Raw genomic sequence first — 21,709 nt, 5'->3', positions numbered from 1 at the left:
AAGTTTAAAAATATATGCCGGTAACCGAACTTCGTTAGTGCAAATGTGCTAATCTCATATCTATTTCTTATTTTGCCACCAAATGCAGTTTAGAGATATCATCGGTCAGGAAAGAATAAAGCAACAATTGGTGCAAACGGTTAAAGAAAACCGCATGAGCCATGCGCAACTTTTTTTATCGCCTGCTGGTTCTGGTGCATTAGCTTTGGCGGTGGCCTATGCGCAGTATGTAAACTGCTTAAATAAAGGAGATTATGATAGCTGCGGAGATTGTTCAAGCTGTAGAAAGTACGAACGATTAATCCACCCAGACTTGCATTTCTCCTATCCATTCTTTGCTTCTGCCAGTACAAAAGTAGCTGTAGATGTTCTAGAAGAGTGGCGAAATATGTTCTTACAGGATCCTTATTTTGACATGGATATCTGGCGTTCAAAGCTAGATGCTGCGAACAAACAAGCCAATATTCCAATTGCAGAATGCCACGATATTATCAAAAAATTAAGTTATAAAGCTTTCGAGGCAGAAACAAAGGTTTTAATCATGTGGCTGCCCGAGTATTTAGATAAGGCAGGAAATGCCTTACTTAAATTAATTGAGGAACCGCCTGCAAATACCCTCTTTGTCTTAATTGCGCAAAGCCAGGATCAGATTTTAACGACCATTCTTTCCAGAACTCAGATTGTTAAAATTCCAAAATTAAGTGGAGAAGAGATATCTGGCTACTTGCTTGATAATAGCGGGCTTACAGAGCATCAGGCGATTGATTATGCCTTTCTGGCTGATGGGAATTTAATCGAGGCCAAAGCATTAGCTGCAGATACACAGCATGATAGCTCAGGCACTTTCACCGCATGGTTAAGAATGGGTTTTGGCAATAAGGTGCCTGATCTGATCGATTTTACAGACGTAGCCGCAAAATGGGGAAGAGAGAATCAAAAGAATTTTTTAAAGTATGGCGTAAATTATTTACGTGAATGCTGTTTAATTATAAGTGGTGCCGAAGAATTGGTGAAATTACCTCCCTTAACCTTCGAAACCGCGAAAAAGTTGAGTACACATGTACTTAATCTGCCAATGGCGGAAGCCATAATCAGTGAATTAGAAAAGGCGCATTACCATATAGAAAGGAATGCAAACCCTAAAATTCTCTTTTTAGATGTATCTTTACAATTGGTAAAAATTATCAAGTTTAAAACGCTCCCTACGGGGACTCAATATATATACAATTAGTTATGGGATGTGGAAGTTGTTCAACAGGTGGTGGTTGCACCCCTAATGGATGCAAAAGTAATGGCTCATGCGGCACCGGTGGTTGCCAAACAATGGAAGTTCATGATTGGCTATCCAATTTGGATATGCCCTCAAATTATAAACCTTTTCAGGTTACAGAAGTAAAATTTAAAGGCTCACGTAAAGAGTTTTTCTTAAATACCGACAATATATACCTGGAAATTGGTGAGTTGGTTGCTGTTGAAGGCCCAACTGGTGGTTTTGATGTAGGCCATGTTTCGCTTACGGGCGAACTGGTTCGTGTTCAAATGAAGCGAAGAAAAACGCCATTGGATCAGGTAGTAAAAAAGATTTATCGCAAGGCTACAGAGGCTGATGTGGAAAAATGGAACGCTGCAAAAGAAATGGAATGGGAAACCATGCATAAAGCGCGCAAACTTGCATTAGACCTTCGTTTATCAATGAAAATCAGTGATGTTGATTATCAGGCAGACAAAACTAAGGCAACTTTCTTTTATACTGCCGACGGACGGGTGGATTTTCGCGAACTGATTAAAAAAATGGCAGAGAGTTTCCGTATCCGGATAGAAATGCGCCAGATTGGAATGCGCCAGGAAGCTGGCCGTTTGGGTGGAATTGGCTCTTGCGGGCGCGAATTGTGTTGCTCTACCTGGCTTACCAACTTTAAAACGGTTTCTACCGCTGCTGCCCGTTATCAGAACTTATCTTTAAATACCTTAAAGCTTGCTGGCCAGTGCGGTAAACTAAAGTGCTGTTTAAATTATGAGTTAGATACTTATTTAGATGCGCTTAAAGATATTCCGGATCGTATAGAAAATTTAGATACCGAAGCAGGATATGCACGTCATCAAAAGACAGATATCTTTAAGAAAATTATGTGGTTTAGTTACCAGGGCGATGAAAACTGGATTCCGGTTAAGGCTGCTCGTGTAAAAGAAATCATGGTGATGAATAAGGCAGGTAAAAAAGCACCCAACTTAAAAGAAGAGGCAGTTCAAATGGCTGCTCCGGTAATAGTTGAAAAATCTTTCGATTATGAAAATGTAGTTGGTCAGGATAGTCTTACCCGCCTGGATGAACGTGCTAAGGGTAAAAACAACCAAAACCGCAATCAAAAAAATAAAGGCAATAACAACCAGAACAGACGTGAAAGAATTCCTGCAGGCGAAAAAAGCCCTCAGGCGAATGCTAGGCCGCAGCAAGGAAATCAAAAACCTCAGGCAGCCAATAAGCCTCAGCAAAATGTACCTAAGGTGCAACAAAATAGTACACCTAAACCGCAGCAACCTGTTCAAAAACCACCGCATGTTAATGGACCAAAGCCACAAAATAATGGGCCAAGGCCTCCAAAGCCGGTAGTTAAAGCAGAAGGTGAACCAATGGTGGATGGTGCAAAGCCAGAGCAAAGCAAGAATAAAAATAGAAACAACCGTAGGAAAAATAATAACCGCAGAAAAGATAATGGTTCAGAGAATAAACCTGCTGCTGAATAAAAGACAAGCTTATCTGCTTATTTTTCTGCTGGGTGCATCCTTATTTTTGGGTTGCACTTCCAGTGTGATCGATTCTAATGTAAAAGTCCCGGAAAGAAAGTGGACCTATAGAAACCATATTGTTAATTCCTTCGAAATAAAAGACAATAGCAAAGCCTATAATATCTATTTTAAGCTAAGGCACACTGCTGATTATAAATATTCAAATATTTTTATTCTGGCTCATTTTAAAGACGGAAAAAATACAATAACCAAACGTTTTCAATATAAACTGGCTAAAAATGATGGCGAGTGGTTGGGAAGTGGGTCCGGAAATATTTTCAGTTATGTACTTCCGATGCAAACAAATTATCGTTTTTTAAAAAAAGGCCAGTTTACTATAGAAATTGAACAAAATATGAGAGATAATCCGCTGGTTGAGGTAGTGGATTTAGGTGTTTTGGTGGAAGAGGTTAAATAATTTAATTTCTTCATTGAGAAACTAACAATAATATAGTTTTCTCTTAGTTTTATTGCTGCTTGAGGAGTAGAATCGGGTGTTTGCTTAGTATTTCTGTTGTATGTTGAAGAAACAAGCACGGAAATAATCTTTATTGTAATAAAATCGTTATCATTGTTTTACCAACTAAATCAATGACTTATGATAAAAACACTACTCAAAATCTCTCTTTCCATTTTTTTTCTAATAATTTCGAGCCAATTATTTGCACAGAGTTTGCAAGGAAAGGTATCTGATTCTACAGGGGTTGCCATTCCCGGGGCCAGTGTACAAGTGGTGGGCCAAAAGATTGGTACCTCAACGGATGGAAATGGGATGTATGTATTGAAGTTTCCTGCAGCAGGCACCTATAAAGTTAGGGTTACGTTTACAGGGTATGTAAATGCAGAACAGGAAGTTGCCATTGAAAACACTGTTAAAACATTAGATTTCTCTTTATCAGAAACTAAATCTGATTTAGGTGATGTAGTTGTAATTGGTTCCAGATCCACACCAAGAACAAATATCGAGAGCGTTGTGCCGGTAGACTTAATTTCATCGAAAGATGTTAAAGTTTTCGCTCAAACGGATTTAACCCAAATCTTAAACTTTGTAGCCCCTTCTTTTAGTTCAAACAGACAAACTGTTGCAGATGGAACAGATCATATCGATCCGGCATCACTACGTGGGCTTGGACCAGATCAGGTATTGGTTTTGGTAAACGGAAAACGGAGACATACTACAGCGCTCGTAAATATTAATGGTACTTTCGGGCGAGGTTCTGTAGGTACAGATTTAAATTCTATTCCAGTATCGGCTATTGAAAGAATTGAAGTATTACGTGATGGGGCAGCGGCGCAATATGGGTCTGATGCCATTGCAGGGGTAATTAATATTGTATTAAAAAAGGTTACTCCATATAGTTTCTCCACATCATTTGGTCAATCTGATTCAAAAGCCTTAGGTCGAGAATTTAATGACGGACGTACCTTTCAGGCCGATTTTAGCAAAGGCTGGGCATTTAAAAATGATAAAGGTTTTATCAATTTAGCGGCACAGTACCTACAAAGAGATTTCACCAATCGTGGAGGTTTAGATACCCGTCCGCTTTTATATTCCGGTAATCCCACTCGTGGCGCCACAGAAACAGAGGCCGCATTTCAGGCACGTTTTGCTAATCTTAAAGCCGCAGATGATGCAAGAGCAGCCGCGAATGGCTTAGATAGAAATAATATGCGGGTTGGTAACTCGGATTCTAAAAATGGTGGTGCTTTCCTGAATGGCCAGTTCAATTTCGGTAAAACGACGCAACTTTATTATGCTGCAGGCTTTACCCATAAAACAGGAAGTGCCGCAGGTTTTTATCGCCTGCCTACCCAAACCACGCAAATCGACTTGTCAATTTATCCTAATGGATTTCTTCCGCTAATTGATACTAAAATTAATGATTACTCCTTTTCTGTAGGCTTGAGGGGAAAAGTGGGGACCTGGGATTATGATTTGAGTAATACCAGTGGAGAAAATAACATCAAGTTTGATATCAATAACACCGTTAACGCTTCATTACCAACAGGAACAAGCCCGACATCATTTTACGCAGGCGAATTACTTTTCAGACAAAATACCACCAATTTTGATATCAATAAAAAGCATGTTTTTGAGGGTGCATTCTTAAGTGCATTGAATACTGCTTTTGGTGCAGAATTCAGGATTGATAATTACCAGATCAGGGAAGGAGAATTATTGTCTTATTCTAATGGAGGCCGATTAATTGGAACGTCGCCAACGGCATCAGGAACACAGGTTTTTCCTGGTTTTAAGCCAGCAAATGCTTTAGATCAATCTAGAAATAACGTTGGGACTTATGCAGATTTAGAAGCTGAATTTGGTCCCCGGGTTACTTTAGGTGCTGCAGGCCGGTATGAAAACTACAGCGATTTTGGATCAAATTTCTCTTATAAGTTTACAGGTAAGGTGAAGGTTATTGGTGATATTTCTTTGCGTGGAGCTTATGCAACAGGGTTTAGAGCACCATCTTTACATCAGCAATATTTTAATAATGAAAGTACACAGTTTGTGGGAACCGTTGCTACCCAGGTATTAACGGTAAATAACAGTAATCCAATTGTAGGTCAGTTTGGTGTGGGAACGCTTAAGCCAGAGATTTCTAAGTCAGGAAGCATCGGTTTGGCTGGTCGAATTGCCAAAACATTTACCTTCACGGTAGATGCCTATAACATTGACATCAGCGATCGGATTGTATTCTCGAGTCAGTATGCGCGAGAACGTTCTGGAGGGGTTTTAGTCCCAACAGGAGTGGTTAATCAGATTTTAAATACGGTAGATCCAACTGCGCAAATAAACAGTGTGCAATTTTTTACCAATGCCATTAAAACGAATACAGCTGGTATTGACGTCGTGCTAACCAATAAATTTACATTGGGTGCAAAAAGCAGCCTGATCTTGAGTGTCGCCGGAAATGTGAATAAAACAGTGGTAAGAAGTGTTCAAGGGTCTGATAGAATTGAAAGCGATCCAACGTTGAAAGCAAAACTTTTCGATCGGTTAGAACGCTCACGTTTTGAAAGTTCGGTGCCTAAAAATAAGTTGAATATTACGGCAACATATAATGTAGATAAATTATCATTTGTAGCCAGAACTGTTCGTTTCGGCGAGGTGACCTATTTAAATGCAATTGATCCAAATATTCCGGCAAATGGTTTGCCAACCCAGCTTGATCAAACCTTTTCGCCAAAATGGGTTTCAGATTTTTCGGTAAGTTATGCCGCAAGTAAAGTTTGGTCGGTAACGGTTGGGGCTAATAATATTTTCGATGTTTATCCGGATAAGTTATACATCGATCCAAGAAATAACCCAAATAATTTTAATAGCGCATCTACAAGTAGCTATTCCGGAGGTTTAGATAATACATCAAACGGAAGATTTTTATATCCGAGAGCAGTAAGCCAATTTGGTTTCAGCGGACGGTACGTTTATGGAAAAATAGCTTGTACTTTTTAAGATCATACTAACCAAACCAACTAGAAGCGCTGTTCAGAAATGTTCAGCGCTTTTTTTAGCTTTGGTAATAAGGATTGTCTAATTTATTCACTAACGCAATCATTTACTAACGCAATCATTCACTAATTCAGTTATTTAATCACTATTTACTTACAGATATTTCAATAGGTTTTCAAGTTTCATTCCCCTTGATCCTTTCAGTAAAACTAAGTTGTCTTTAACTGGATTTTGCTGTAAATAATCAGCTGCTTCTGTAGGTGTTTCAAAAAAACGGCCTTCAAACCGATCTTTCAAGGCAGAAAAATATTTTCCAATAAAAATGATTTGGTCTAATCCACTCGCTACTGCTTGTTTAGCAATAAGTTCATGTTGTGTGGCAGATTCAGGGCCAAGTTCGAACATGTCGCCTAATATTGCCGTCTTTTGATCAGCAGCTAAAACGGAGATATTGTTTAAAGCAGCAGTCATGCTACTTGGATTAGCGTTGTAGAAATCGCAAATTACGGTATTGTGATCTGTTTTAGTTAACTGAGAACGGTTATTTTTCGGTTGGTAATTCGCTAAACCATTATTGATTTCTTCTGGTTGCAGATCAAAGAAATCTCCGATACAAATGGCCGCCAGTATATTTTCAAAATTATAACTTCCTGTTAGGTTCGTTTTTACTGAAGAGGGGATTTCATGGTTAGTCCATTCAACTTCAATAAAAGGATCACTACTTTTTAAGGCTCCTTTAATGGCGTTGCCATTTTCAGTTCCATAATAGAGTAGTTTATTTAAGCCCGCATTTGCGCTCATTTCCATCAGAAAGGTGTTATCTCTGTTGATAAATGTATAGCCATTATGCGCTTTCAAATAAGCATAGAGTTCAGCTTTGCCCTTTTTCACCCCTTCGAATCCCCCAAAGCCATCCAGATGAGCCATGCCCACGTTGGTGATAATGCCATGTGTAGGTTGTGCAATAGTGCAAAGCAGTTCTATTTCTTTCTGATGATTTGCGCCCATTTCAATGATGGCAATTTCTACTTTATTGGTGATTGATAAGATAGAGAGTGGAACACCAATGTGGTTATTGAGGTTGCCAAATGTGGCAAAAGTTTGATAGCGTTCGGATAATACGGCATTAACAAGTTCTTTACTAGTGGTTTTGCCATTGCTTCCGGTTAAACCAATCACGGGAATGTTTAATTGCTCGCGGTGATAGCGTGCTAAGTTTTGAAGTGCCAGAAGTACATCATCAACCAATAAGCATTTTTTACCTATAAATTCTACCTCGTCAATCACAGCATAGGCTGCTCCTTTATCAATAGCCTGCGCGGCGAATTCATTTGCATTAAAATTATCGCCTTTTAATGCAAAAAAGATCGAACCAGGAATAATATTTCTAGTATCAGTTGATATTATAGGGTTTTTTAGAAAGTGCTGGTATAATTCCTCGGTTTTAATCATGTTTATTCGTAAAAAATATGCTGTAAAATTAATGTTTAGCATCAACAAAAAGCAAAATTACTACATTAGATGAAATTTAATTGTTTATGAAAAAAAGCATTGCATTTTGTCTGTCTTTAATTGCTGTATCAGTTACTTTAAATGCCCAGGTGAAGTCGCCTGCAGAATTTTTAGGTTATGAACTCGGATCGCATTTTACACCTCATTATAAGGTGGCCGATTATTTCAGGCAAACGGCTTTAGCTTCTCCAAAAAACATCAAATTAATTGAATACGGTAAAACCAACGAAGGTAGGCCGTTAATGGTTGCCATAATTTCATCGCCAGAAAATATTACTAAAATTGAGCAGATCCGTACGGATAATTTAAAGTTAACAGCTGGTGGCGCTACAAATATTGATTTAGCAAACCAGCCTGTAATCACCTGGTTAAGCTATAACGTACATGGAAATGAGGCTAACTCTACTGAAACGGCAATGAAAATGCTTTATACATTGGCTTCAGGTACAAACCAACAGGCAACAGCATGGTTAAAAAATACAGTTGTGGTTATTGATCCATGTCTGAATCCGGATGGAAGAGATCGTTATGTAAATTATTTCAACAGTGTGGTGGGTAAAACGCCAAATGCCGACCCCGCATCAAGAGAGCATATTGAGCCATGGCCGGGTGGCAGACCTAATCATTATTATTTTGATTTAAACCGCGATTGGGCCTGGCAAACGCAGGTAGAAAGTCAGCAAAGGTTGGCGCTCTATAATGACTGGATGCCACAAGTACATGTAGATTTTCATGAGCAAAGTTATAATGAGCCTTACTATTTTGCACCGGCAGCAGAACCAGTTCATCAGGATATTACCCCATGGCAAAAAAGCTTTCAAGTGGTGGTGGGAAAAAACAATGCAAAATATTTTGATGCCGAAGGATGGCAGTATTTTACCAAAGAACGTTTCGATTTGTTGTATCCCTCCTATGGCGATACTTATCCTTTATACAATGGCTCAATTGGAATGACTTATGAGCAGGGTGGCATCAGGGCTGGTTTATCTGTGGTTACCAATGATGGCGATACTTTAACATTGAAGGATCGCATTGCGCATCACTTTACCACTGGGATGTCTACCATAGAAGTTTCCTCACAAAACCATAATAAGCTGCTGGAAGAATATCAAAAATACTTTCAACAGGAAATGACTGGTTCGCCAGGTATTTACAAAACCTTTGTTATAAAGGCGAGTAACGTATCGCGTCAAAAGAAATTAGTCGAATTATTAAAGAAGAATAAGATTGAATTTGCTTATGGCGGAGAAAAATCTGGAAAAGGTTACGATTACGATACGCAGAAAGAAGAAAGTTTTTCTATTAATCGGAATGATTTAATCGTGAATATGCAGCAACCTCGAGCGGTTTTGGCGAATGTTTTACTAGAACCACAAACTTTAGTTACTGATTCTAACACCTATGATATTACTGCATGGGCTTTGCCATATGTATTTGGTTTGAAAGGTTACGCCAGCAAAGAAAGTTTTAAAGGAAAATATCCTGACCTCGCATTTGCGGAGGAAGCATCCAATAACATCGAAAAACCCTTAGCCTGGTTATTCTCCTGGGGATCTGCAGAAGATGCGCAGGTTTTAAATAAGCTGCAGCAAGACAATATTAAAGTTCGTCAGGCTGATCAGCCCTTTACGGTTTCAGGTAAAGAATATCCTGCCGGAACATTGATTGTATTAAGAACAGAGAATGAACGGGCAGTTAAAAACTTAAAATCAAAAGTGGTGTCTGCTACACAACAACTTAATAAACCTGTTGTGGGAATTACCAGTGGGTTTGTAGAGAAGGGCAAAGATTTCGGATCAAATGTTTATCCGATTTTAAAACAGCCTAAAGTAGCTATTGTATCCGGAAATGAAGTCTCATCTCTGGCCTTTGGCGAAGTTTGGTTTTATTTAGAACATGATTTGAATCTTACACCAATTATCTTAACCGCTAAAGACATCAATAATTTAGATATTAATAAAGTAAATACACTTATCCTTCCCGATGGGAGTTATAGTGCCTTTATAGGTGATGGCTTAACGGCCTGGTTAAATAAAGGAGGAAAACTTATTTTAATGGAAGATGCAGTTGAGAGTGTGTTGGATAAAAAAGGCTTCAACATTAAAAAGAAAGAAGTTGTTGTGAAAAAGGATGAAAAGCCTTTACCTAGTAAATTACTGTTTAAGGATAAGGATAAAGACGATTATGAAACTTCAATTCCAGGCGCTATTTATAAGGTAAATCTGGATGCTTCTCATCCATTCGCCTATGGAATAGGTAAAACTTATTATACCTTAAAAACGGATCGCAAAATATACGAAGCTTTTGCAGAAGGTTGGAACGTGGGGATGGTAAATGAGAAAAGTTTAATGGCTGGAGTGGTTGGAAAAAAGGTTCGTGAAGAGTTAAAATCCGGATTATTGATCGGGGTTCAGGATTTTGGTCGTGGATCGGTAGTTTATTTGGCAAATGATCCACTTTTTAGGAACTTTTGGGAATCTGGGAAGACACTTTTTAGTAATGTTGTGTTTTGTAGGTATTAATCTTGCTTTATGTTACTGGAAGCAACCTGAATTTATGAACGAGATCAATGTTCAGAGTTAAGGTGATCTTTATTAGGAAAATACTTCTAAAGCTCATTGTCCTGTTATCAAAACTTATGAATTCTTCAAATCACAAACCCTTAAGGCTTCTTGGGTTATATATTTAAGCAACTTCCAATTAGCTGTTATTACTAACTGAAGTTTTGTTTTAATGTGTTATGTTTATGTAAAACAAGTAATTTTCGAATAATTTGTATTTTTTATCACGCAATTTTAGCTTAAAAATGTAAATTCTGTAATTTTTACCCTTTTTTTACTAAAATTTGTGATTTATAAAGGCATTTATTAGAATTTATGTTGTTTTCGGTTAAAAACTGCTTTTGATATGGTGCAATACAGTATTTTTGTTACATTGTGTAAAAAACTGATAATCAATGAGTTAAAAAAATAGTCTCCGAGATTGTTTGATAAATGTTAAAAATTGTTAAAAAAAGTTTCTTATCCTGAAGGTCAAAACCTAATTTAGATCATCATTAATCATTAACTAACCTATTTTTCTAGACTATGAAAAAACTTCTACAGAGTTTGTTCATTTTGTTGTTTATTGCTTTTACGGCAGTAGGACAAGATCGGACAATATCAGGTACAGTTACTTCTGCGGACGACAAACTGCCTCTTCCCGGAGTAAACGTAAAAATTAAAGGTGCACAAGGCGGCACAGTGACTGGAGCAGATGGGAAATTTACAGTAAGAACTCCATCAGGCGCAACAGCATTAGAATTCAGCTCTATCGGATTCACGACTCAAACAATCACAATTGGTACCTCTGGAACTGTTAATGTTGCATTAGCTGGTGATGCTACTTCTTTAAGTGAAGTTGTAGTTACCGGACTTGGTGGAGCAAGAGATCAAAAAGCCCTTGGTTATTCCGTTGCTAAGGTAGATGGAGATCGATTAAACAATGCCCGGATTACAGACGTTAATACTGCCTTAGCTGGTAAAGTAGCAGGTGTTCAATTGAATGGTTCTCCGAGCTCATCATTTGATAACGCATCTATTATCATTCGTGGTATTAATGGCGTATCCTTAGGAGCCCCATTATTCGTTATTGATGGTACACCTACCACTGCTGATAACGTAAATATGGATAATGTGGAAAGCTTAACCGTTTTGAAAGGTGCAGCAGCAGCGGCATTATATGGTCAAAGGGCTTATAACGGTGTAGTGGTAATCACTAATAAAAAAGGTTCAAGAAAGCCAGGTACCTCGGTTGAATTAAATACAGGATATACTGCCGAGAAAGCTGCTTTATTGCCAGATTATCAAAATGAATATGCAGGCGGTTATACTGCTGAATGGCCTACATTTGTCTACGATCCCACAATCCACCCTGCATCATGGGCATCGTTTAACGGTCAAAAAATGTTAGAGTATGGTGCAGATGCAAGTTTTGGTCCAAAAATAGATGGTAGTCAATATAGACCATATTATAGCTGGTTACCTGGAGAAAATTTTGGTAAAACAGTGCCAATTACTGCTCAGCCTGATAATATAAAAGACTTTCTTCAAACAGGAGGAAATTTTAATACATCTATTGCCTTTACTACTGGTGGAGATGCATATAACCTACGTGTAGGCTATACCAATCAAACCAGAACATTGATTCAGCAGAACTCAAATAGAAATATTAATATTTTTAACATTAACGGGAGTTATGATATTAGTAAAAAATTAACCGTTTCTACGGATTTACAATTTTCGAGAGAAGAAAGAAGAGGCCAACCTTATGAGGGTTATAGAAATGATGGTTTAAATATTGTTCAGGGTTTCAATCAATGGTTTCAGAGACAATTGGATATGAAAGAGATGGAGGCGAATCAAACGCTGCCTAATGGTAATCCAACCTCTTGGAATATTGGAGATCCAAATGGAAGTGGAGATTTAGATGCCATTGGCACGCCCCAATATTGGGATAATCCATTTTGGGTTGCAAACAATAATTTCCGTACGGCCAGAAGAAATAGAATTTTCGGTAACCTGGGCTTAAAGTATAATATCACAAATGAATTGGCTTTGCAAGGCTTAATTCGTGCTGATGTAAATACTTTGTTAGGTGACGAACGTATGGCAACAGGTGGTTTACAACAAGATTATTTTAAAACAACATCTAATAACAATAATGAGTTCAACTATGAGTTGAATGCTACTTATAAAAAATCGTGGGGCGACTTTAGCTTTGATGCTTTATTAGGTGGTAACATTAGACATGAGCGAAGAGAAGGTTTAAACATGGAAACTGCTGGCGGTTTGAGTTTTCGTAATTATTTCAACATAGCAGCATCTGTAGCAAGACCAATTACGGCTAATACCTTTTATGAGAAAGAAGTAAGAAGCGTATACGGAAAAGCATCGTTAGGTTACAAAGGTTTCCTATATCTTGATGTTACAGGAAGAAACGATTGGTCATCTGTTTTTGCGCCAGACTTAAACTCTTATTTTTATCCATCTGTTTCGGGATCATTCATTGCATCTCAGTTCTTTCCGGAGCCCTTAAAAAATATAGTTTCATTTGCAAAACTTAGAGCATCCTATGCAAAAGTAGGTTCGGATTTAGATCCTTTCCAATTGATGTTGCAATATAATATTAGACAGTCTTATGGCGACAATGCAGCAATCAATATTGGGGATCAATTAAGAGACGGAAGAATTAAGCCAGCTTTATCTGGTTCGATCGAAGTAGGTACAGAACTGAAGTTTTTAAAAGATAGAATTGGAATTGACTTTTCTTACTATAAAAACAGCAATAAAGATCAGATCATCTCTGTTACTGCGAATGGAGCGACTGGATTTTCTAGCAATTTGATTAATGCTGGTAAACTAACAAACAGAGGGCTCGAGTTAGCTTTAACAGGAACGCCGATTAAATCAGGAAATGTGTCATGGGACATTTCTGTAAACTATAGCAGAAGCAGAACAATTGTTGATGAAATTACACCTGATCAGGATAATGTTTTGTATGAAAACTCTACCTTCTTCGGCAGTAGCTTGAACTTAACAAAAGGTGAAGAATGGGGCAGAGTGTTAGGAAATAAATTTAACAGAGATGCTAGTGGAAATATGATTATTGGAGCCAGCGGCCAGCCAACTTTTAGTACTGCACAATTTATAGGTTTTGCAAGACCAAGATATAATGGTGGTGCTTTTAGTTCATTAAGGGTTTACAATTTTGACTTCTCATTCTCTTTAGATTTCCAAAAAGGTGGTTTATTCAACTCAACAACTCGTGCATTTAATATGGGAAGTGGGTTATCAACAGAAACACTTGGTGTAAATGATAAAGGTATTGATTGGAGATTACCGGTATCCCAAGGTGGTGGATACAAATTTGCTGGTGTTCTTGCAAATGGACAGCCTAATAACAGATACATTGAAGCTAGTTCAGCATTTTATACCGGCATGCAGAATGGTTCAGGCGAAATGTTCATGATAGACGCTTCATACTTAAAATTGAGAGAGGTTAGATTAGGTTATTCTGTACCAACACGTTTTCTTAAAACAAAGTTAGGTTTAGTGAAATCCGCGAATCTGGGCTTAATTGTAGGTAATGCATGGCTAATTTCTGCTCCAGGGAAAAAATATGGTGTAGATCCTTCGGAATTAGAAAATTTCTGGCAGGAAGGTGGTCAGTTGCCTCAAACCAGAACTTTTGGTTTTAATTTGAGACTGGGCTTTTAACTAATAATAGAAAGAAATCATGATTAAGATAAAACAATATATAGCGCTTTCACTTGTTTTTACAAGTGTTATGCTGAATGGGTGTAAAAAACCTGGTGATTTTGGGGACATGAATATTGATCCAACTCAGGTGCCGAATCCTACTACCAAATCTCTTTTTACAAATTCATTACAGGCACTTTCGGGCTCTGTAACCACGGCTACTGGCCAGGCACAAAGTTTACCTGCGCTTGTAATAGGGCCAAATATAGGTTTCATTTGGGCACAACACATGTCTGAAGGTCCATATTTAACGAGTTCAAATTACGGAGATGCAGCTGCGGGACAATCTTATTGGGCATTCTATACTGGTGCATTAATTAACCTTAAAAAGATTATTGATGCAAATAATGCTGGAGGTCTGGAAGCTGAAGTAACTGCGAATGGTTCAAAAAATAATCAGCTTGCAGCTGCAAGAATTCTAAAAGCATTTGTATTCTGGAAATTAACAGATAGATGGGGTGATCTACCTTATGAAGAGGCGCTTTTAGGTGCAACAAACTTAACACCCAAATATCAAAAACAAGAGTTGATTTATGCTGATTTATTTAAGGAATTAAAAGAAGCCTCAGCACAAATAGATGGAGGTGCCGGTATTCAGGGAGACATTCTTTTGGGTGGAGATATGGCGATGTGGAAAAAATTTGCAGCTACTCAAAGGTTATTTATGGCTTTAAGGCTTTCGAAATTATACCCTTCAGCTGGAGGATTAGCTTCAACAGAATTTAATGCCGCACTTCCTGATGTAATTGGTGCGGGTGAAGACATTGCCTATAAATATTTGTCCGGAGATCCAATTAATAATAACCCCTGGTATGTTAACTATTCTGTTTCAAACAGAAATGACTTCGCGGTTAGTGAGCCTTTGGTTCGTTATATGAGGGCAAATGGCTCTGGAACAGATCCACGATTACCAGTTTTTGCTGAAACACTACCAAACGGAACAGTTCGTGGATTAGAATATGGTAGAATAACGCAGGCTAATATCCCTAACGTCTATAGCCGTTTAGGAACTGCGTTTAGACAACAAGATTCTCCAGGTTATTGGCTAACTTACGCACAGGTGTGTTTTGCGAAAGCAGAAGCGGCTAAACTTGGCTGGATTTCTGGTGGAGATGCTTCCGCAAAAACTTTTTATGAGGAAGGTATTGACTCTTCATTAGCGCTTTATGGTGTTGCATCACCAACATTTAAAAACGAAACTGGCATTGCCTATGCGCCGGCTACGGCTATTCAGCAGATTTCAACACAAAGGTGGATTCACCTTTTTCTTAATGGATGGGAAGCATGGTCTGAATGGAGAAGAACAGGTTTCCCTGTCTTAACTCCTGGTCCTGGTTCAACCAATACGGCTGGCGGTATTCCAAGAAGACAAGCGTATCCAGTGGCCGATAAAACATCTAACAGAATCAATTATGAGGCTGTTATTGTACAACAAGGTCCTGACAATATCAATACAAGAATGTGGTGGGATAAACCAAATCCATAAACAAAAAGGGAGCCTAAGGGTTCCCTTTTTGTTTACTTATTAATTGAAAAATTGGCGCTTTTAGGCCTTAATACATTATCAAAATCTCACTATCATTGATGGAGTCAAAACTATTTACCATAAAATATTATAATGCTAGTTTTCACTTGCAATGCACTAAACAGCTAAAAAATGATTAGCTAAGCATGAATACTGATAGGTGATTCTATCTAACTAAAGTTTCTTTGAAAAGAATTATTCGTATTTTTCTGATGTTAAATGCAAAAGACTTATAATTAAGAATATATTCGGTTAACTACTACCTTCCCTAAAAGAGTAAATTATTTCATAATGGCATTTATATACTAGGCTTATGTGTCAACTTAGCCTACTTTACCTAAAAACAATACTGTTGGTTTTAATTATTTGTCCTTTACTTAAAGTGATTCTCTTGCTAATAATAGCACAATCTTATAAATCAGGTACTTTAATCTTTACAAAAAAAATAATAGCTCTGTATTTTTTATAATATTGTTTTTTTACAAAAATGAATGCTTTTTATAAAAAATATGCCGTTTGTTGTCTTAATCATACGTCAAAATCAAAAAATACTGCTATTTAAAATACCAAATAGTTAGTGATATAAAAGGAATTTCATCCACATCTTGCAACCTTATTGAAAAATAATATACTGATTATTAATTGTTTATGTTGTTAGTTCTGTAAGTTGTTAAAAAATGTTAAATAATATTTCTTAACTCAGTTATCAAAACTTAAATTAGGAGAATCATTAATCATTAACTAACCTATTTTCAAATTATGAAAAAACTTCTACAAAGTTTGTTCATATTCCTGTGCATGGCTACGGCTGCATATGCACAAGATAGAACAATCACTGGTACAGTTACTTCAACGGAAGACAAATTACCGATTCCCGGAGTAAGTGTTAAAGTACAAGGTGCTCAAATTGGTACCGTAACCGATGCAAATGGTAAATACTCCCTTAGAGTTCCAGCTGGATCAAATACCCTAAACTTTTCTTTTATTGGTTTTGTCACTCAAAGTAAAAATTTGGGTACATCAAGCACAGTAAATGTTGCCTTGGCTGGCGATGCAGCATCTCTTGATGAAGTAATCGTAACTGCAGCAGGTTTAACAGCTAGTAGAAGATCTTTGGGTACAGTAAATACAACTATTAAGTCTGAGCAATTAATTGGTGCTAAACCAACCAATATTGCTAGTGGTTTATTAGGTAAAGTAGCTGGTTTGCAAATTAACGGAACGTCTGGAGGAACGAATCCTAATTTTAGGGTTGTATTAAGGGGCCAAAGGTCTCTAACAGGTAACAACGAGGCGCTTGTCGTTTTGGATGCTGTTATTGTTCCTAACTCTGTATTAGGTAATTTAAACCCCGAAGACATTGATAACGTAACCGTTTTAAATGGAGCAAGTGGTGCTGCACTTTACGGTTCTGATGCATCAAATGGCGCCTTAATCATTACAACTAAAAAAGGTAAACAAGGTAAGTTGGAAATTAAAGCACAGCAAAGTATAACTGTTGAGCAAGTTGCATTCTTTCCTAAATTACAACAACAATTTGGTGGTGGTTCAGATAACGACTTAAAATTATATTTAGGTTATGAGAACCAACAGTTTGGACCTGCTTTTGATGGCGTACCAAGAGAAATTGGTTTGCCATTAGCAGATGGTACAGTAAGAACAAGTCCTTATGAATGGGGTAACGATAAATATGACTTTTGGGACAACGGATTAACTAGTCAGAGTGATCTATCTTTATCTTCTGGTGATGAAAAAGGGACATTATTTATCTCTGGTCAATATGTTGATGTCAGTGGTACACTTCCAAAAGACAGATTTAATAAGGCAAATGTTCGTTTTAATGGAACAAGAAATTTGCTTAAAAACTTGTCAACTTCATTTGCATTGAGTTATGCTCAAAACCGTTACAATCAAACCACTTCAACTGGTTTTTACGATCAGATGTTACAAAGTCCAGGAAATTTGCCAATCACATCGTTCAAAGATTGGAAAAATGATCCTTTTGCTGATCCAAGTGGGTATCCAAATGCTTATTATACTAATCCTTATTTCAGTATTGATAATTTCCGTGAAAACGTTAGAAATGACTATTTCACTGGAAGCTGGGATTTAAAATATAGCCCGGCAACCTGGGTTGACCTAACTTACCGTGTTGGATTTAACAGTAGAAACAATTCAGGTAAATCATATTCTGACATTTACAGATTTAACGATTACATCAAAACCAGACCTGAAATTGGTGCTTATAAAAGAACTGATGTTGTTGGTAGTGTAACTGATAACTCTTTATATACTGGCCGTATTACCAATGAGTTTCAAGCGTCGTTCAAAAAAACAGTTAATGATTTCAATTTTAATTTAATTGCCGCAGCATTTCTGCGTCAGGATCGTACCAAATCTTTAGAAGCTTCTGTTAGTGGCTTGGTTCAGCCAGGATTATTTAATCTTAGCAATAGTACTAATACACCTACTGCAACTGAGACGAACTATTTAGCGCGTCAACAAGCTATTTATGGGTTATTAAATGTGAGTTTTAAGAATTATCTATTCTTAAATGCCACAGCACGTAACGACTGGGATTCTCGTTTATCTGCTTCCAATAGATCATTCTTCTATCCGGCCGGAACGATCTCATTTGTACCAACAGATGCAATTCCTGCATTGAAAGAAATCAAAGCAATTGATTATATCAAATTAAGAGCTGGTTTATCTAAAGTTGGTTTAGTTAACGTAGGTGGTGCTACAAATACTTTAGGTGCTTACCGCTTAGATGCTACTTTCAATCAGAACTCTGGTTTCCCTTATAATGGAATCGGTGGGTTTACTGTAGGTAATAGTATTGTATCTCCAAATATTACACCTGAGTTCTCTTATTCTTTTGAAGCTGGTGCAGACATGTCCTTTTTAAAAGATAGGATCAATGCAAGTTTTACTTATTATAGTACCAAAACTAAAAACCAGACAGTAACCGCTGCAGTTGCTAACTCTTCCGGATTTAGTAATTATTTATTAAACGCTGGACAAACCAGTAGCAAAGGTATTGAGACTACATTAGGATTTGTTCCTGTTAGAACATCTGACTGGACAGTTACTGTTGCAGCGAACTATGCCCATTACAAAAACATGGTTGATGAGTTACTAGCAGGTATTCCAAGCATAAACCTGTCTAATACAACAAATGCAGGTTCTTATGGGATTGCTGGTCAGCCATTCCCGGTATTGCAAGGCAGATCTTATAACAGAGATCCTCAAGGAAGAGTTATTGTTGATCGTGTTACAGGTTATCCTTCGGGAAGCTCTACTTTATCTATTTTCGGTAATGCTGCTCCAACTGATATCTTCGGTATTAACCTTAGTGCAACCTTTAAAGGGATTACTTTAACAGCTTTGGCAGAATATAGAGGTGGTTATTCTGTATATAACGGAATCGGTCCTAGTAGTTTGGATTTTAGTGGTGCAGGTATCAATACAGTAGCTTACAATAGAGAGCGTTTTGTGATCCCTAACTCCTCTTACCTGGATCCGGCAACCAATACCTATGTTCAAAATACAAATATTACCATTAAAGACGGTGGACCAGGCTACTGGACTATCGGTGGTCCAAGAACGAGCATAGATGAAAATTATATTACCTCAGGTAACTTTTGGAAAATAAGAGAGATTACTTTAGGTTACGATTTCCCGAAATCACTTCTAGCTAAATCTAAATTTATTCAGGCAGCCAGAATCAGTGCTCAAGGACGTAACCTGTTCATCTTTCTGCCAAAAACAAACGTATATACAGATCCTGAATATAGTAACAGTAGTAATAATACAAACAGTGGTAATGGAGTTGGTTTAAATTCAACGCAAACGCCTCCATCTCGTTATTATGGTGCTACGTTATCACTTACTTTTTAATACAGAAATCATGAAAAAGATATTTATATTATTTTTTGCAGCTACTGTTGGTATATCCTTATCATCATGCAAAAAATACCTTGATGTTAATACAAATACTAATCAACCTATTTCAGGTACGCCAGAGTTAGTGCTTCCTCAGGCTATGACTGCCGTAGCGAATTTAACTTGGGGACAAACAGCACTTGAAGGAACGATACCTAATCCTGGAAATGCAACAACTACTGCATCCTTTAACTTTTATGGTTCACAAGTAGTAGGCTATGCCGCAAATGGTGGTGGCGTAAGCGGTTGGGGTGCAATCATTTCTTATGATTATGCATCTACAGATTGGCAACGTTTATGGAATAATAGCTATGATATTGCCAATGATTTTCAATATGTAATTGATCGTACAGAAGGATTAGCTGGTTATGCTCAGTTTAATGCCGCAGCTAAATTAATGAAAGCTTATACCTTTCAAAGATTAGTTGATCAATATGGTGACATACCTTACACTGACGCATTAAAAGGTGCGGCAAGTGTTACACCTAAATATGATAAAGCAACTGATGTTTACAAAGCTTTGGCAGATCTTTGCGATGCGGCGATTGTAGCATTTAAAGCTAATCCGACAGCAGCTAGTAATTTCAAAAGTGCAGATGTAATGTTTGGTTCAAGCGCAACACCTGCTGCTGAGATAACAAGATGGGTTCAGTTTGCGAATACACTTAAGTTAAGATTAATTGTAAGGGCAGGAAATAAAGTAAACTTTTCGAACAGGGTTTTTGATGGCGCTGGTTTTTTAACTGATGATGCATCTATCAATCCAGGATATACCAAAGTGATTGGAAAACAAAACCCAGCATGGAACGGTTTCGCCTACTCTGCAGCAAATGCAGCAGCTGCAGGAGGTTCTAATTATGTGCCTACTCCATTCATTATGAGTTTTTATAATGGAACTAAATTAACTGATCCGGCACGTGCAAATGTAGTTTATAAATCAGGAATAGCAACAGCAACAAATCAGTTGGGCAATCAATTGGCTACAGCTGGGCGTGGCGCTACACCAAACTCTTGGTTTAGAGGCACCAGTGCAACCGCTTTTGAAGCTATTGGAATTTTCAAAGGTCCAGATGCTGCTCAACCTGTTATCTTGGCTGCAGATAGTTATTTTCTTCAAGCGGAAGCAGCTTTAACTGGTATTATAACAGGTAATCCGCAAACGTTATTTAACTCAGGCATTCAGGCATCTTATAGATATTTGTATAAAACAAATACAGGAGCTATTGCTGCTGGTAAAGATCCAGTTGCCGATGCAACTGCTTATCAAACAGCAAATGCAACTAAATATATTGCAAACTATGGTTTGGCAACAGGCTTGGCACAGCAATTAGAAGCCATCATTACACAAAAATACATTGCATTAAACTTAATCTTTGGAGATGAGGCTTGGAATGAATTTAGAAGAACAGGTTATCCGGTAAGTAACCCAGATATCAGTGCTGCTACCCCTGCGCAAACAATTGTTTCCATTGCCGGAGTTTCAACTGCTGCTGATAGATTACCAACCAGATTACTTTATCCTAGTACTGAGTTTACTTATAATGGTGCAAATGTACCTACTAATATCAATAAGTATTCAACCAAAATATTTTGGGCTAGATAGAATAGTTATTTAAATTTAAACGAAAAGAAATGAAAAGAATATTTCAAAACCTGGCAATATTATTTGTCGTATTGACATTAAGTTCTTGCCTTAAGTCTGATCCGCTTATCGGACCAGATGCGCCTAATAGTGCTGGTGCAATCATTGAATTTGATAATCCAGATTTCATCGCCTCTGGTTCTTTAACGGCAAGTGTGAAATTAGCCCGTTATCAGCTAACGCTTGCCAAAGGAACAGCATCTCCTTTAAATATCCGGGTTAACTACAGTGGTACAGGTAAACCCGCGCCATCTGATATTACCGTTGGGCTTGGGATTGATGCAGCTGCGCTTACTTTGCACAATACTCAGGCTAGCAGATCTTATACATTAATTCCTGCTGCTTGGTATACTTTACCTGCAACAGTTGTTATACCATCAGGGCAAGCAGGGGTTAACTTAACCATCCCAATAAATACAAATAACTTCGTATCGGGGTCAACTTATGCACTTCCGCTAAGGATAAATTCAGCCTCACAAGGTACCATCAGTGGTAACTTTGGTTCGATAATCGTAGCTGTAGCTGCGAACTAGGAGATAGATTCT

The 21,709-nt window shown here is 37.7% G+C and carries 11 protein-coding genes; 10 read left to right on the top strand and 1 reads right to left on the bottom strand.

Annotation, left to right across the window (positions count from 1 at the left end; all coding sequences use genetic code 11):
* The first annotated feature begins 82 nt into the window (after positions 1 to 82).
* The 4 genes from SOM16_RS09465 (at position 83) to SOM16_RS09450 (ending at position 6,244) form a co-directional block, all read left to right on the top strand.
* Positions 83 to 1,231 carry a hypothetical protein gene (locus SOM16_RS09465; protein ID WP_320463763.1) on the top strand — a complete coding sequence of 383 codons (1,149 nt, stop codon included), beginning with the start codon at positions 83 to 85 and terminating at the stop codon, positions 1,229 to 1,231.
* 2 nt (positions 1,232 to 1,233) lie between these two features.
* Complete coding sequence (ricT, locus tag SOM16_RS09460) at positions 1,234 to 2,745, top strand: regulatory iron-sulfur-containing complex subunit RicT (RefSeq protein WP_320463762.1); 1,512 nt, start codon at positions 1,234 to 1,236, stop codon at positions 2,743 to 2,745.
* On the top strand, positions 2,714 to 3,205 hold the full coding sequence (locus SOM16_RS09455; RefSeq protein ID WP_320463761.1) for a gliding motility lipoprotein GldH: 492 nt from the start codon (positions 2,714 to 2,716) through the stop codon (positions 3,203 to 3,205). Before ricT ends, SOM16_RS09455 begins: the two co-directional genes overlap by 32 nt.
* A gap of 180 nt (positions 3,206 to 3,385) precedes the next feature.
* Positions 3,386 to 6,244, top strand: a complete 2,859-nt coding sequence (locus SOM16_RS09450) for a TonB-dependent receptor (RefSeq protein WP_320463760.1) — start codon at positions 3,386 to 3,388, stop codon at positions 6,242 to 6,244.
* Between the two features lie 150 nt (positions 6,245 to 6,394).
* Here the strand turns inward: SOM16_RS09450 and SOM16_RS09445 are convergent, their stop codons facing one another.
* Positions 6,395 to 7,693: a UDP-N-acetylmuramoyl-tripeptide--D-alanyl-D-alanine ligase gene (locus tag SOM16_RS09445; protein WP_320463759.1), complete on the bottom strand. Its 1,299-nt coding sequence runs from the start codon at positions 7,691 to 7,693 to the stop codon at positions 6,395 to 6,397.
* Between the two features lie 86 nt (positions 7,694 to 7,779).
* Here SOM16_RS09445 and SOM16_RS09440 point away from each other — a divergent pair, with 86 nt between their 5' ends.
* The 6 genes from SOM16_RS09440 to SOM16_RS09415 all read left to right on the top strand — a co-directional run bounded on the left by SOM16_RS09440 (position 7,780) and on the right by SOM16_RS09415 (position 21,697).
* A complete protein-coding gene (locus tag SOM16_RS09440) occupies positions 7,780 to 10,275 on the top strand; it encodes a M14 metallopeptidase family protein (protein WP_320463758.1) in 2,496 nt (831 codons plus the stop codon).
* 564 nt (positions 10,276 to 10,839) lie between these two features.
* Complete coding sequence (locus SOM16_RS09435) at positions 10,840 to 14,010, top strand: SusC/RagA family TonB-linked outer membrane protein (RefSeq protein WP_320463757.1); 3,171 nt, start codon at positions 10,840 to 10,842, stop codon at positions 14,008 to 14,010.
* A gap of 19 nt (positions 14,011 to 14,029) precedes the next feature.
* Entirely contained in the window at positions 14,030 to 15,538 is a 1,509-nt protein-coding gene (locus SOM16_RS09430) for a SusD/RagB family nutrient-binding outer membrane lipoprotein (protein WP_320463756.1), read from the top strand.
* A gap of 798 nt (positions 15,539 to 16,336) precedes the next feature.
* The gene (locus SOM16_RS09425) at positions 16,337 to 19,477 is read left to right on the top strand and encodes a SusC/RagA family TonB-linked outer membrane protein (protein WP_320463755.1); all 3,141 of its coding nucleotides are present in this window, start codon (positions 16,337 to 16,339) and stop codon (positions 19,475 to 19,477) included.
* A gap of 10 nt (positions 19,478 to 19,487) precedes the next feature.
* The gene (locus tag SOM16_RS09420; RefSeq protein ID WP_320463754.1) at positions 19,488 to 21,125 is read left to right on the top strand and encodes a SusD/RagB family nutrient-binding outer membrane lipoprotein; all 1,638 of its coding nucleotides are present in this window, start codon (positions 19,488 to 19,490) and stop codon (positions 21,123 to 21,125) included.
* A 29-nt stretch (positions 21,126 to 21,154) separates the two neighbouring features.
* A complete protein-coding gene (locus SOM16_RS09415; RefSeq protein WP_320463753.1) occupies positions 21,155 to 21,697 on the top strand; it encodes a DUF1735 domain-containing protein in 543 nt (180 codons plus the stop codon).
* The last annotated feature ends 12 nt before the right edge of the window (positions 21,698 to 21,709 follow it).

It is taken from the genome of Pedobacter sp. CFBP9032 (genome assembly GCF_034045265.1).
Taxonomy (GTDB): Bacteria; Bacteroidota; Bacteroidia; order Sphingobacteriales; family Sphingobacteriaceae; genus Pedobacter.
The sequence above is the reverse complement of the archived record's forward strand: the minus strand, read 5'-3'. Positions and strand labels throughout refer to the sequence as shown.